Consider the following 13,893-nt stretch of genomic DNA (forward strand, 5'->3'; position numbering starts at 1 on the left):
TAAATGTCTATAATCCCAGGTCCCTGATCGAATAATAGTGAAACGTACTGTCGTCAGACATGGCAACAAACAGTCCGTCGGGAAAATCCGCCGTCCGGATGACAGATGAAGCATCGATTCCGTCGGTATTTCTTGCGCTTATCGTTACGTTATGAACGAAACGGTGCAACACCCTGGTGTCCCCGTCACTTCCGGCCCCGCTGAAAAATTGCAGTTTTCCTGCCCCCTGATCGGAAACCGCAACAATCCGTTTGCCGTCGTTTCCGGAAAAAACGGCAATACCTTCATGGTCTGCAGCGAAACCCGTCTCTGCAAACAGGTCAAGCTCCCTCTCGGCATCGTTACTTCGCGGATCAGCATGATATACCCTTACGCCATAACCCTCATCAGAATAATAGACGTAACCGGTACTATCGTCAACGGCAACTGCCTCGATCTCCTTTTTTCCGCTCCAGTTACCGAATTTCCTGACCAGGGTGGCCCGTACTCCCCCTCTTCCATTATCTTCAAGCCGATACTGCCAGAGATAACCCCCATTGACAGGCCCGTTTTTTCGACTAACCACGGCATAGATCGCTCCATCCTGCTGACGTTTGTACAATGCCACCCCCATCGGAGCATCATCCTTTTCTCCGGCAAAGACCGGAATCCCTCCCGAATCGACAGCCTTCATATCCGGTAGAGTGAACACACGCAGCTTGCCGGCAAGTCTTTCGGTAAAGACCGCGATATCGACAGACTTGCCATCGAGCAGAAGGCCGTATTCGACATCGATATTGTTCGGACGCTTTATGCCATGAATGCACTTGTGTTTCAGTATTCGCCCCTGAAGATCAAAAACACAGATCGCGCCATCCTCATCCTTGTCCGTTCCGAGAATCAGGCTCCGGCTGTGATCGGAGAAATCGATCCATATGGCCGGATCGTCAGAATCATGGGAAACTTTTTCGGTTATGACTACAGGCCTTAAAACCCCTTCTTTTTTCTCCCTCTCATTTTCGGAACAAGCCGAAACAGTGCAGCAGATCAGGGCCAGAAAGCATGCCTTCAGTTGTTTTCCCGTCATAGCAGTAATCGAAAACCATTAATAAAAAGGGCGGAACAAAGGGACGGTTCCGCCCTGAGATCAATCGAATGTCGGCGTTCAGAAATCCGCTTTCAGACCAACCAGGAATTTCCGGTCGTACCACTCTTCCTGGGCCACATACTGCTTCTCTCCCTGATAAAAACGCATTGGCTGGTTGGTAAGGTTACTGATTTCAAAAAACAGCTGCAACTCCTTGCCGAGACGATAGGCTCCATTGAAGTCAAGGGTGAACGAGCTGTCGTAGTAGCGATCTTCCCAGCTCTCCTCTCCGATCGAGCCCTCTTCGGAATCGATGAAATCACTATGGTAATTACCCGAAAGCCTCACGGTCAAGGGGCCTGTTTCGTAGGAGACCGAAGCGTTGAACAGATGCTCGGGACTGCCGGGAAGCGGCAGATCGTCATCCTCCCGTCCATCGATATTGAAATTGTCGATCTCCGATTGTGTCCAGGTGTAGTTCAGGTAAAGACCGAGCCCTTTCAGAAAGGGCATCTGGAACTGAGCCGCAAGTTCGATGCCTGTGAGCGATCCATCCCCGCCGTTGACCGGCTGATAGAGATCGTAACCGGTTGCCGTATCTTCTGTTTTGCGGGTAACTATGAAATCGGATATATCCTTGTAAAACAGACCCGCCGAAAGCACGCCTACATTGCCGAGGTACCGTTCGACCATAACATCGATATTCTTCGAAAGCGTCGGTTCGAGCGACGGATTGCCGATATAAATCTCCTCATCGTCTCTTATAAGCTGACGATACGGAGCAAGATCGAAATAATCCGGCCTTGCCAGCGAGTGCGTGTAAGCCAGCCGGATATTGGTGCGATCGTCGATACGGTAAAGAAAATGAATATAGGGCAGAATGCTGGTATACTCCTTCGGCGTGCCGGAAACAGGAGTCAGGGATTCATCTTCGTCATCGTAATAAAAGGCGTCGTACTCGTTGCGGGTATGCTCCATCCTGACGCCGCCGATAATGCGAAGCTTGTCGGTAGCATCCCAGGTTGCCATGGCGTAAGCCGCCTTGATCTGCTCAGTAGCCGTAAAGTTTTCCGCAAGCTCTTCGGGAGCATCTTCTTTTTCGAAATCGTCCGAATCGAGATCGAGGGAACCAACGAACTCGCTGCTGACAAAATTGCCTGGCTGGTATATCTCTCCGGGCAGGAAATGATCCTTGTCAAGATCGGAAAGATTGTCATAGACGGAATCCATGAATGCGGCATCATCAACAGGTTCATACTCGAAAAACTCGTTGTCACGTTTCTTCGATTTGTCCCGTATACGCCCGCCGAATTTCAGCTGTAGGGCATCGGATACCTTGTACTTGAGATTCAGGGCGAAATTCGTATCGATATCCTCGGTGTACTGGTACTCTTCCGTCAGTTCGTCGAGCTCCCACTCTCCATTATCCGAAATGCCTCCGCGAAGGGCATCGGAAACGGAAACGAACGGCTTTCCCGGGTTCGACGCATCGACGGAGAAATCCCCGGTTTTCGCAACCATTTCGATATACCGCTCGTTTGGGCGCTCTTCTGAAGCCTTTGCATAGGATGCCTGCCAATCGACCGAAAGGCGACCGAATTCGTGTTCGCCGCCCAGAGCGAACGACATCATCTTCTGATCTTCGAGTCGGGCGTTCTTGTCGACTCCCGCCTTGTCCTGATAAACGATTTCCGCTTTTTTTTCAAGAAGATCCTTGTAGGTTACACGATACCGGTTCTCCCAGTCTTCGCGCCAGTTGTAGATGCCGGTAAATTTCAGAACGTGGTTTTCGTTGAAGCGATAGTCGAGTCCGGCAGAGAGGCTCCTGCGTATGCGCTGAATCTCGTAGGTTCGGATTTCGAATTCGTCGAGAACGGGCTTGTCGTCTTCGTCCCTGTCCCAGACCGCTTCAATATCGTCCGAACCGAAAGAGTTGTCGTAATACGAGGCGCTCACCACGACGCCGAGCTTGCCGTCGAAAAAACGATCGCCGTAGGTGCCGGCGAACTGGTAGCGACCACCGCCGTTTTCCTCGATCAGGTTAGCGCCGCCTGCGGCAAGGACTGAAATGCGTTTTCCTGCGGGAACCTTGGTGACAAGATTGATCGAACCACCGATTGCATCGGCATCCATGTCCGGCGTCAATGTTTTATTGACTTCGATTGTCTGAATCATATCGGCAGGCACAAGATCGAGCTGTACGCTTCGGCCTTCGGCTTCAGCCGACGGAATTCTTTCGCCGTTGATCATCACCGAATTGAATCGGGGTTCAGTACCGCGGATATGAGCGAACCGGGCTTCGCCCTGGTCGCCGAAAACGCTTATACCCGGAATTCGTTTCAGGGCGTCGCCTGTATTGGAATCGGGAAATTTTCCGATCTGGTCGGCAGCAATGATATTGGCGATATTATCGCTGTTTTTCTGCTGGTTAAGCGCCTTCGCCTGACCCTTGAGCTGCTCGCCGATAACGACAACCTCCCGGCCCATCAGCACTCCGGGTTTCAAGCCGACAGCAAGCGTCGATGGATTGCCCGACAGAAACGAAACCGGATACTCCGCAGAAACGTAGCCAAGATAGGAGACCGCTATGATGGCCGAACCGCCTGCAATATTGTCTATCCTGAAATACCCGGCCTGATCGGTGACGGCGCCCTGACTTGTTCCCTTTACCGTTACGCTGACCCCTGGCAGCGGCATGCCGTCCGACTGATCGAGCACCCTGCCGGTAAGCACATGACGCGATACAACACCGGTTTTCGGCTCCGCGGCCTGAACCGTTCCGTTAACAGTACCGCCGATAAGCGCCAGAAAACAGAAGGCGAAAACCTTTCGCATTTTTTTCTTCATGAAAAACCCCTTTTCTTTGTTGAGCAACCACCGGGAGACCATTGCAAGACCGGCAGAATGTTAGGATTTAAAAGGGGTTAAAAAAAGAAGCGGCGAGTTACGTTTCTGTAAATTTCGGGCGTGAAAAAGGGCTGACGGTTCAGAACTTTCGGAAAAGATCGCTGATCCAGCGAAAAGATTCTTCGTAAATGCCGGGTTCCGAACTCTCCCTCGGACCGGCAACATTAAGAACGGTAATAGCATGGTCGCTCATCCAGCCGATAGCAGCCTCGACCGGCAAAGCTTCAGGCAGGCGGATCATCAATAAGGGTTTTCCGGCTTTTTCAGCGCACCGGACGGTATAGAGCGTTCCTCCCTGCAGTCGATTGCGCAGAATCACCAGCGTTCCGTCCGAATCGCGAACATTCCTGGAAGTTCTGATATGGTATGCCGTGGCTGATGTTTCGCTTAAAAGGTAGCGCATCGGAAGGGGACCATCCTCGGCTCGCCGGTTTTTCGGGCACCAGCCGCCATGAGGCAGGCCTGCCTCAAGAGCCGCATCTAGAGCCGCCCGATCAACTCCGGTCTGGCCTCCGGAAATAATCCTGTGCGGCAGAATACTACCGGGCAGAGAAAGTTGTCCTGAGGTTTTCAATATAGCGGTCGACCATTCCGGTAAATTCCATTACAATAAGCGGAGAAAGCATAAACTGCAGAAAAGAGGGAAAGTCAACGGAAAGAACTCCTCTGGTCTTCAGGGTAACCGCCGTACCTGCACCATCGGGCCGAACAATCCATTCCCCTTCGACAGCGGCATTGCCGACGCCATCAACCGGAACCCAGGAAACCACGCCTGCAGCCTCGTCAGCACGATACCGGCAGGCATAGACCGTCTGCTGGAGGGTATAACCGGCGATGCCGATTTTATGCATCTCCCAGCGAAACGCATTTTCCCCGAGATCGACAAGAGTCTCAACATTCGGAAAATGCGATGCTGAACGGGGAACATCGGCCAGAAGCGAAAACACCCCCTCCGGACTTTCCGGAACAGCCATATCGCGCGTAAGCGCTATGTCAACGGTAAATGCCATGGTTCAGAGTCTGCAACTTTCTATTTTATATTCAGGTACAGGCGTATCGAGTGCATTGAGAAGCCTGCTGTCGCGATTGTAGACATCCTGGCGGAACAGCACAGAATCCCCCTCGGCGAACGCAGTGAGATAGAGAAGAAATACCGGAATCCTGCGCGGCAGCCAGACCGTGCCTGTTTTTCCTGAAGCAATGGCTGATTCGATAGCCGACCGGCTCCATTTCACGCTGTCCTGCAGCACGAGTTCGGCGAGTTCGAGAGGATTTTCGACCCTGATGCACCCCGAACTGAACGTACGGCTGCTTTTTTCGAAAAGATCCTTCGTCGGCGTATCGTGCAGGTAAATAATATGTTTGTTAGGCATCATGAACTTGATCCTGCCCAGCGCGCCATGGTCTCCTGCCGACTGCTGAAGACGGTAGGGAAAATTCGAGCCGGTATACTGCGACCAGTTAATGGATGCGGGATTGACCACCCTTCCTTTCGAATCGATTACCTGCAGCCTTTTCCTGTCGAGATATGAGCGGTTCTTGCGAATTGCAGGCAGCGCATCCTTGGCAAGAATGGTTGGCGGAATGACCCACTGCGGATTAAAGACGATATACTGCATATCCGCCTTGAAAACGGGAGTCTCCCTGTAGGGCTGTCCGACAATCACCCGCGTAACCCAGCGAATTCGGCCGTTTTCAACGTACTGCAGCGTGAATCCCGGTATGTTGACCAGCAGATGGGTCGGCGCGATATCGCCGATAAACCAGCGGTATCGCTCAAGATTGAGCCGGATCTGCCCGACACGCTCTGTTGCGGAAATATTCAGTTCATGTACCGTTGCCGGACCGGCGATACCATCAACCTCAAGCCCGTTCCGCTTCTGAAAACGCTTGACCGCCCCGACCATCGCCGCGCTGTAGACGTTCGATGTATCGACGAGAGCGGACGAGAGGTCGCCGGACGCACGAAGACGCTTGCGCAGGAGAGGAACGCGGCTGTCAGTTGTTCCTTCCCTGAACGATACTCCCTCGGGAATTCGCTGCCAGCCGCCCGCCTTCGCGATCGAGCGATACAGGGCAAGGCCTTTTTTCAACTGCGTATATTCCGGATGCCGGGGTCGAAGTTCGTCGAGAGCCCCCCTGACGCGTCCTCCGGTTATCGCCTGTTGCAGCCTGTATTCAATAGCTGCGCGACGTACCGATACGTCGAGATTCCAGTCAGGATCTATGCGTTCCGGATCGACCTTTCCGAAACGCAGATGATAGGCCAGGGTAAGAAAGGCATCGGTCAGAAGCAGATCGTCGCCAACCTGCTCTGCGGGCGTCCGGGAAGGGTTTCCGTAAAGTCGGCGCAATTTGCCGATATGATAATCGTCAGGATTGAGGCCATCGTCGCCGGCATCCTCAACAGCCTGAAGAAGTTCGACTATCATTCGCTGATCCGTCCATACCGGCAGGTATTGCCGCGTAGCGTAAAAACGTCCAAGCTGGCTCTTGAACGACTTTGATGAGGTTGTACCGGACCCGACGCTGCGGGTACGATCCTCGAAATGGCACCGCAGCAGGGCAGCAATTGCAGAACCCGCTTCGGGGGACCTGACGGCCGTGCTCCTGACCTTACCCTGATCGACCGCTCCAGTCTCAGCCTGGATGGCAGGAGATGGAACAAGTACGAGAAACAGCAGAAAAATAATAGCCATGGAAACGACGCCGGTTAAAAAACGCATGATATTTCTATGATGCCGATCGTCCGAACACTCTTGTTCCTGAGGCAAAATCAGGATTGGCAAGTCTGGAGAAGGACGAATAATCGGTATTTCTGTGATAGATGAACAGGCAGCTTCCGTCCTTGATAAGATCTATGACATGCTGTGAATTATCGAACGAAAGTGCCGGACAACCCTGACTTCTGCCAAGACGGCCATGCTGCCTTATAAAATCGTATGAAACATAGTTGGCTCCATGGATGACAATGCTTCTCGATTCGGCATTATCGTTGATGCCGGGTTCCATACCCTGAAGCCTGAGCGAATAACCGTGTTTTCCGTCATAAGTCACGCCTGTGGTAAAGAATCCGAGACTGCTTTTATGAGAACCCGGGGTATTCGAAAAACTGTAAGCATAATTCTCGCCGCTGCCGCTGCCATGAGCCACAAGACCGGAATAAAGCAATCTGCCTCGATTAAGATCGATAACGAACATGCGCTCATCGACAGACGGCTTGTTGAAATCGATCACGGTCAGAATGCCGTCGCGGCTTACCTTGCCCTGCTCTTTGAGCGAATGATAGCCGACAAGCGCCATATTGAGCACTTTGGGATCTATTTTATGTCTGATTTCGGGAGACTGGGAAATAGTGGTAATCTGGTGACGAAGCGAGGGCTTCCGGAAAGGGTATGCATGCCCGGGAACCGGGAGCAGCGCAACGATAAACAAAAGCATGACAATAGAACGAATCATAAGCAACCTCTTCTGGTTTTCAGCCTGCGTTACAGTAACGATCGGCACTTGAATATAAACAACACATGATACGGAACCGGATAATATGCCCGTAAGCGAAACGATAGCATCGCCCGCAAGGCATAAGAGAATGGAAAACCGAAAAACAGGAACCCGGTCCGATTTGAACACATTTGCAATACATAAAACAACTGATAAAGATAGGCCTTTTTTCGTTAAGGGCAAACACGAGGAAGGAGATCGATGCCATCCTGGCCGGTATGACCCGATGGGCCGATACTTACGGGCGCTGCCGCAAGCCACCGGAAAACACGGATACGGTAAAGGTGGGGAGTAAAGTTCAGAAGAAACGTTGCCAAACCTTCCCAGATGGAGACCCAGGCAACAATGGTAAGGCCCTCAAAAAAAAACCTGTCAGAAAATGAACCATTTCCGTTCAGCAAAAAAACACGGCTCACCCAAAGGGATACGGCAAGAATGACAATACCCGAGAGAAGCAGCAGCGCGGATGTGCGGATCATCTTTTTCATGGCCGCATATTCAACTTCCATCCTGTACAAGAAAAAGGAGTGCATGCCGGAACGCACCATCTCCATAAGCTCCTTTGAAAGACCCTGCTCGATCGTGAAACGTACGATAAACGCAGGTCCCCCGATTTCACGGACGCATCCGGCAAGATACTCAACAAGATCGTCATCGAAGTCCTTGCGATGATAAGGGGCGCGTTTGTCGAAATTCTCGTAGAGATCTTCAACGCGACGGGCTGCGACATCGATGATGACATTGCCGTCCGGCATCCTTTCATAGCGATCGAGAATCCGCTTCTTCACCATCCGCTCCTTTAATGAAGGGAAAAAAGGGCATGACAGCCGACAGCTACTTTACAGCCCCCCGAACAAATCGCCACCGCGAGCTGACCGTAACCTCGATATCCTGCTCGGCTGGAGCTATCTCCGTAGGAGGAGCCGCCTCCGGAGCTGCAGCTTTCAATGACATCATATCCATTGCTGGCAGGGGCCTGTAGTGCGGCTGAGCGACCGTCAGCTCTATAACGCCGCCAAGACGCCCGCCGGCAGCTTTCGCCATTATTTCAGCATCACCCCGGGCATTCGACACCGCTGCTGCAAGCGCCTGTCGCCGCAGCTCGTCATACCGGCTCGACGAGAAGCTGATCTGATGCACCTCATCGGCGCCAGCCTGCACCGCAGCATCGACCGCCTTGCCGGTAAGCGCGAGATTACGCACTTTTACCATAACAAGATGCCGGGCAGCATACCCTTTCAGAACGCTTCTGCTTTCCGATTGCACCCATTCCCACTGAGGAGTGACGGTATAACTCGCCGTTGGTGCATCCTCCGCAGGAATACCTGCGGCACGAAGCGCCTGCTGCACAGCCCTGTATTTTTCGGCAGTACGAACAACCGCCTGATCGGCATTTTTTTCAACCGTCTTCACCATTACGCCGAACTCCGCCGTATCGGGCTTGACCGAAACCCTGCCCGTCGCCGATACGACGAGCTGGTTCTCTTCAGGCTGTGCCGCATATGAACTCCCTGCTGATAGCGCATAACAGCAAATCGCAAAAAACAACACTCTGAACGACTTCATGATTACCCCCATTGTTAACATGCTTATCATTTCCGGCTCACTGCACTATAACATTCCTTCCCGGCGCAACCTTCGCAAAACCTCTCAACTACCCTACCACTCCGAAGCGTGCAATCCGGCAATATCCCTGTAAGCGACGGCAGCCGCACAGGAGGTAACCGGTATGGTTACCAGCAGGCCGACCACAAGAGCCAGCATGCCGAGCAGATTAACTGCAAAAAGAGCGAACGCAAAACCGAAAACAGCAAACCAGTTTTTCGTTACGATCTTGCGGCTGGTTTCCATGGCATCCCAGAACTCCATCCGGTGATCGATAATGAGATGCATCACGAACATATAACAGACCGCAAGATAAATACCGGGCAGGATAAGCAGGAACAAACCGATGCTGACAAGAACACCGGTGGCCAGACCAGCAAGGAACAGCGGAAGAAAATAGTTGAAGCCTTTGAAAAAATCGCCAAACTGCAGCGATTTTCCCGTAAGAAGATTGAATGCCACAATGGCAAAACCTGCGGAAAAAGGAGCAGCTACTGCCGTACCGAGAATCGAGCCGAACGTTCCGAATTTGGAAAAGAGCGCCGATACCGCAAAAATAACCAGGGTGAACCCTACGAATTCCCCTATATGCTGTTTGAACATCTCCCACCCCTGACGGATAGACCCCTGCACATCTATCTGGTAATCGCCGGCCATCGGCTTTTCAAACAAAGCCGGATCGGCCTTTATTCCGTAATCGAAAGCTGCCATTATTTTCTCCTGTTTATTGAGGATTAAACGAAACAGAACACCATTTTACCGACCGTTAGCATAGTAATTTGCCCTGCAAGTTACACAAGGACTGTATATGCAGCAACAGAAAAATCCATAACCCGCAATCAATAAAACAGTTGCAATTTTCATTCCCGGGCTTCTCAGGAAAGGCGCGGCTGATCGGCAGCGAAACGCTGGGTTTTGAATTTGCAGAGGAAAGCCGCCAGAGTGCGGTTCCATCGTTCGGAGACAACGCATCCATCCTGCCACACGCCGTTCTCGCCATGCCATCTGCTCTCCGGCGGATCTCCCTGATTCTGGTGAATATTGTGCACCCCTTTTCCGTTCCTGAACGGTTCGCCGAATACATATACTCTGCGGGCATGTTTAAGAAGCGGTTCCAGATCCCGAAAAGCATCAGCGCCGGTTCCAAAAAACCATGGCATACATCCTGATCGCACATGGTCCTTCACCTGGCCGAACCTCGACTCATCGGCCTCTACGCACTCTTTTGTGGGCATCAGCTCATCCGTCCGATAATAATCAATCGCCCCGGAATGCGGGTTTGAACGCAACGCATGCCATCCGTCCTTCAGTCCGGTAATTCCCTTCAGCGACGTCCTGCCGAGTTCCACGACTCTCCATTGAATGCCGTCCGAAGTATTCTTGCTGTCAAGATCCACAGGGCAGCGATAGAACACCGACCCTGCCTTTACCTTGAGATTGCAATGGTAGTACTCCCTCTCCTGCCGGGGCCGATCGCATGAATAGCTGTGCAATGACCCGACAAGAACACCATAACCGTCATGAAGCGGCATATATTGCTGTTTGATTACATAAAAATACGCATTATTGCAAGATAGCGCAGTTTCGGCGGGATGGCAAATGAGGAGAGAGGAGGTTTGCTCCGGGAATCAAGCATCAATAAACCCGAACAGGAAAGAAGATCATGAAACACGACGATGATTTTTTCACAGGAAGCGAAAGCGATATTACCGGTCATGCGGCGGCGTTTGTCGTCAGCGAAGCATGGAGAGCCGTTGCCGAACGCGGGCGCTTCACGCTCGCGCTTTCAGGCGGACGCACTCCCGCAGGATTGTATCGTAAACTCGCTTCGGGTATAGAACCGGAATTACCGGATCGGCATGGCATTCCAACCCCGGAACCTGCGGAAGCATTTCAGGGGGGGCTGATTGTCATGCCCTGGACGCAAACATTTCTTTTCTGGGGAGACGAGAGATGCGTGTCCGGGGATCATCCCGACAGCAACTACAGAATGGCCAGAGAAGCTCTCCTCGACGCACCGGCTACGGAAGGCGTAAAGGCATTCAGGATGCCATGCGACGACCTTCCGCCCCACGAAGCGGCAAAAAAGTATGAACACACGATACGCACCATACTGGGCGATACACAAACCCCGGAATCCGATAACATCCCGGTTTTCGATTTCATCCTGCTTGGTCTTGGAGAAGACGGACATACCGCATCGCTCTTTCCCGGTGATCGGGGCGCTCTCGAAGAAACGCGGTGTCTGGTGGTTGCCGTAACACCTGCTCTGGCTACACCGCCGGTATCCCGACTGACCATGACCCTTCCGCTCATCAACAGGGCAAAAACGATCTGTTTTTTCACATCCGGAACAAAAAGAGCTGCTATGGCAGAAGCAATACGCAGGAAAACGGCGCATGTTTCGTGGCCGGCCCGGCTCGTACGACCGGTGAACGGCAGAATGGTATGGTTCATATCGCTCCCGTCACCCGACAGTCCGCGCCGGTCCCCATGATCCTGCCGGATATATTTCAGGCATTTTTCCGCTGACGGCATCGCGTATCGCATCGATGACAGCCCAGGAATATTCCACGCTGTCCTGACGGATGAAATTCATCTGATTACCCTCGACAGCATCGAGCAGCAGCCTGTGATAGGGCGTCATACCGGGGTTCGTAAACGAATCCCGATAATTGAAACGCATGTAAACCGGATCGGTAATGACCGATTCCCCCGGTCGCTTGGCCCCGAACCGGATGGCGATGGTCTCTTCAGGCTGGATGCGAAGAATAACCTGGTTGGCTGTATAGCTGCAGCTTTCCGGAGGCCCGAAAAAGTTCTGAGGAGGGCAGGCAAAGGTTATGACGATCTCGGTAAGGGTCTCTGCAAGATTCTTTCCGGCCCTTATAAAAAAAGGCACCCCTTTCCATCGCCAGTTGTCCACAAAAAAATCAACGGCGGCGAAGGTTTCGGTCATGGAGTCCTCAGCCACCTGCCGCTCGGCACGATACCCTTCATACTGCCCCAGCACAACAGATCGTTCAACGCTCCCGGGTGACACCCTGCGGATCGAACGCAGCACCTTGGCCTTTTCATCGCGAACCGAGTCCGCAGAAAGATCCACCGGGGGCTCCATTGCGATGGACGCGAGCAGCTGCAGCCCATGGTTCTGTACGATATCCCTGAGCAAACCGGTCTGGTCGTAGAAGGCTCCCCTGTCCCGGATACCGAAATTCTCGGCTATGGTAATGTCGACACGCGCAATATGATGCCGATTCCAGAGCGGCTCGAAAATACCGTTCGAAAACCTGAATACAAGAATGTTCTGGACGGTCTCCTTGCCGAGGTAGTGGTCGATGCGGAAAATCTGTTCCTCGCTGAATACCGAACCTATCTCCGCATTCAGTTCCTTTGCAGAACGCAGGTCAGTCCCGTATGGCTTCTCGACGACAATCTTGCGCCATCCGCCGCACTCCATGTTCTTTCCGCCGAGCCCGGCCTCCCGGAGATGACGAACAATGACGGAAGCGAGAGATGGCGGCGTGGAAAGATAGAAAAGCAGATGACTGCAGAGACCGGGCTCTCCCGAAACACGCATGATCTCTTTCTGCAGGCTGCAGTAATCCTCAACTCTTTCGATATCGAGCCGCACATGAAAAAATCTGCTGCAGAAATATTCCAGGTGACCCATGTCATCAATGGCTCCCGAAGAAAACATGAGAATCTTCTCCCGAACCTGACGGCGGAACTCCTCATGAGTCAGATCCCGCCTGCCAACGCCTATAATCCTGTAGGCGCCGGGCAGATGCCCCCAGAGCACCAGCTGGTAGAGCGACGGATAAAGCTTGCGTGCGGCCAGGTCTCCATTGGCTCCGAAAAGCACCATGGTAAAATTCAGAGGCTCATCCTTTACAGGCTCAAAACCGTTCATGATTCAGGAGTAAAACCATGGCCGCCGAACTCATGGCGAAGAGCCGCAACGACCTTGTCAGAAAAATTATCGTCGCTTCGTGAGCGGTAACGCCGGAAGAGCGAAGCCCCGATAACCGGTATGGCGACCTGCTGCTCGAGCGCAGTTTCCACCGTCCAGCGGCCCTCGCCGGAATCGGCTATCCTGCCGGCAAGATAGCCGAGCCTGCTGTCTTTTCTGAATGCCTGAGCGGCAAGCTCCATAAGCCAGCCCCTGATGACCGAACCATGTGACCATACCGAGGCTATCTGTTCATGATCGAGCCTGAATTCGCTTGTTTCCAGAAGATCGAATCCTTCTCCGATCGCCTGCATCATACCATACTCGATACCGTTGTGGATCATTTTCACGTAATGGCCGGATCCGGACGGACCCATATGACCGTAACCTCCGGGAACGCACATGTCCCTGAGCAGCGGCTCTATGACGGCAAAACCTTCAGGATCGCCGCCAACCATGATGCAGGCTCCGTGCCTGGCGCCCTCGATACCGCCACTCGTGCCCGCGTCGAGAAAATAAATCCCGTTTTCGAGCAACCGGAGGGATCTTCTCTGCGAATCGCTGAAGCGGGAATTCCCGCCGTCAACGACTACATCACCCGGTTCGAGAGAGGGCACGAGAGTCTGCAGTACGTCATCTACCGGCCTCCCTGCCGGAACCATGATCCAGACGACCCTCGGACGCTGCAGAATGGCCGCAAGATGATCAAAGGAATCAGCAGGCACCGCTCCCTTTCGGGCCAGTGCATCAACCGCCTCCGACGAAATATCGTAAACAGCGACTTCACGGCCCACCTCCAGGAGATGCTCCGCCATATTGAAGCCCATTTTTCCAAGACCAACAAAACCAGTATTCACTCGGT

At 52.8% G+C, this 13,893-nt stretch carries 13 protein-coding genes; 1 reads left to right on the forward strand and 12 read right to left on the reverse strand.

The window, feature by feature from the left end; translation table 11 throughout:
- Positions 1-7: 7 nt before the first annotated feature.
- The 10 genes from K4305_RS02900 to K4305_RS02945 all read right to left on the reverse strand — a co-directional run bounded on the left by K4305_RS02900 (position 8) and on the right by K4305_RS02945 (position 10,611).
- Positions 8-1,066: a phytase gene (locus K4305_RS02900; protein WP_331560836.1), complete on the reverse strand. Its 1,059-nt coding sequence runs from the start codon at positions 1,064-1,066 to the stop codon at positions 8-10.
- 78 nt (positions 1,067-1,144) lie between these two features.
- On the reverse strand, positions 1,145-3,913 hold the full coding sequence (locus K4305_RS02905) for a TonB-dependent receptor (protein ID WP_331560837.1): 2,769 nt from the start codon (positions 3,911-3,913) through the stop codon (positions 1,145-1,147).
- A 139-nt stretch (positions 3,914-4,052) separates the two neighbouring features.
- The gene (locus K4305_RS02910) at positions 4,053-4,547 is read right to left on the reverse strand and encodes a putative molybdenum carrier protein (protein WP_331560838.1); all 495 of its coding nucleotides are present in this window, start codon (positions 4,545-4,547) and stop codon (positions 4,053-4,055) included.
- Complete coding sequence (locus K4305_RS02915) at positions 4,513-4,983, reverse strand: SRPBCC family protein (RefSeq protein ID WP_331560839.1); 471 nt, start codon at positions 4,981-4,983, stop codon at positions 4,513-4,515. The genes K4305_RS02910 and K4305_RS02915 overlap by 35 nt, the downstream gene beginning before the upstream one ends.
- 3 nt (positions 4,984-4,986) lie before the next feature.
- Positions 4,987-6,672, reverse strand: coding sequence for a L,D-transpeptidase family protein (locus K4305_RS02920; protein WP_331560840.1), 1,686 nt, complete (start codon positions 6,670-6,672; stop codon positions 4,987-4,989).
- A gap of 34 nt (positions 6,673-6,706) precedes the next feature.
- On the reverse strand, positions 6,707-7,432 hold the full coding sequence (locus K4305_RS02925) for a murein L,D-transpeptidase catalytic domain family protein (RefSeq protein WP_331560841.1): 726 nt from the start codon (positions 7,430-7,432) through the stop codon (positions 6,707-6,709).
- Positions 7,433-7,647: 215 nt separating this feature from the next.
- Positions 7,648-8,265 (reverse strand): hypothetical protein, encoded by a 618-nt coding sequence (locus K4305_RS02930; RefSeq protein ID WP_331560842.1) that lies wholly within the window; start codon positions 8,263-8,265, stop codon positions 7,648-7,650.
- 43 nt (positions 8,266-8,308) lie between these two features.
- Positions 8,309-9,040, reverse strand: coding sequence for an SIMPL domain-containing protein (locus K4305_RS02935; protein ID WP_331560843.1), 732 nt, complete (start codon positions 9,038-9,040; stop codon positions 8,309-8,311).
- 93 nt (positions 9,041-9,133) lie between these two features.
- On the reverse strand, positions 9,134-9,790 hold the full coding sequence (locus K4305_RS02940) for a hypothetical protein (protein ID WP_331560844.1): 657 nt from the start codon (positions 9,788-9,790) through the stop codon (positions 9,134-9,136).
- A 164-nt stretch (positions 9,791-9,954) separates the two neighbouring features.
- Positions 9,955-10,611 carry a YukJ family protein gene (locus K4305_RS02945; protein ID WP_331560845.1) on the reverse strand — a complete coding sequence of 219 codons (657 nt, stop codon included), beginning with the start codon at positions 10,609-10,611 and terminating at the stop codon, positions 9,955-9,957.
- 131 nt (positions 10,612-10,742) lie between these two features.
- Between K4305_RS02945 and pgl the strand changes: the two genes are divergently transcribed.
- Complete coding sequence (gene pgl / locus K4305_RS02950) at positions 10,743-11,576, forward strand: 6-phosphogluconolactonase (RefSeq protein ID WP_331560846.1); 834 nt, start codon at positions 10,743-10,745, stop codon at positions 11,574-11,576.
- Here pgl and zwf read toward each other — a convergent pair.
- Together zwf and gnd are read right to left on the reverse strand one after the other, a co-directional pair.
- Positions 11,547-12,992, reverse strand: coding sequence for a glucose-6-phosphate dehydrogenase (gene zwf, locus K4305_RS02955; RefSeq protein ID WP_331560847.1), 1,446 nt, complete (start codon positions 12,990-12,992; stop codon positions 11,547-11,549). The genes pgl and zwf overlap by 30 nt on opposite strands.
- Positions 12,989-13,888, reverse strand: a complete 900-nt coding sequence (gnd, locus tag K4305_RS02960) for a phosphogluconate dehydrogenase (NAD(+)-dependent, decarboxylating) (RefSeq protein WP_331560848.1) — start codon at positions 13,886-13,888, stop codon at positions 12,989-12,991. Before gnd ends, zwf begins: the two co-directional genes overlap by 4 nt.
- Positions 13,889-13,893 lie beyond the last annotated feature (5 nt).

This window comes from Chlorobium sp., from assembly GCF_036528655.1.
Lineage (GTDB): Bacteria > Bacteroidota > Chlorobiia > Chlorobiales > Chlorobiaceae > Chlorobium.

Excerpts from the sequence above, each read along its gene's own strand:
- K4305_RS02945 (WP_331560845.1), bottom strand. The coding sequence starts at position 10,611 with ATGCCGCTTCATGACGGTTATGGTGTTCTTGTCGGGTCATTGCACAGC.
- zwf (WP_331560847.1), bottom strand. The coding sequence starts at position 12,992 with ATGAACGGTTTTGAGCCTGTAAAGGATGAGCCTCTGAATTTTACCATG.
- K4305_RS02925 (WP_331560841.1), bottom strand. The coding sequence starts at position 7,432 with ATGATTCGTTCTATTGTCATGCTTTTGTTTATCGTTGCGCTGCTCCCG.
- K4305_RS02930 (WP_331560842.1), bottom strand. The coding sequence starts at position 8,265 with ATGGTGAAGAAGCGGATTCTCGATCGCTATGAAAGGATGCCGGACGGC.
- K4305_RS02905 (WP_331560837.1), bottom strand. The coding sequence starts at position 3,913 with ATGAAGAAAAAAATGCGAAAGGTTTTCGCCTTCTGTTTTCTGGCGCTT.
- K4305_RS02920 (WP_331560840.1), bottom strand. The coding sequence starts at position 6,672 with ATGGCTATTATTTTTCTGCTGTTTCTCGTACTTGTTCCATCTCCTGCC.
- pgl (WP_331560846.1), top strand. The coding sequence starts at position 10,743 with ATGAAACACGACGATGATTTTTTCACAGGAAGCGAAAGCGATATTACC.
- K4305_RS02935 (WP_331560843.1), bottom strand. The coding sequence starts at position 9,040 with ATGAAGTCGTTCAGAGTGTTGTTTTTTGCGATTTGCTGTTATGCGCTA.
- K4305_RS02900 (WP_331560836.1), bottom strand. The coding sequence starts at position 1,066 with ATGACGGGAAAACAACTGAAGGCATGCTTTCTGGCCCTGATCTGCTGC.
- K4305_RS02940 (WP_331560844.1), bottom strand. The coding sequence starts at position 9,790 with ATGGCAGCTTTCGATTACGGAATAAAGGCCGATCCGGCTTTGTTTGAA.
- K4305_RS02915 (WP_331560839.1), bottom strand. The coding sequence starts at position 4,983 with ATGGCATTTACCGTTGACATAGCGCTTACGCGCGATATGGCTGTTCCG.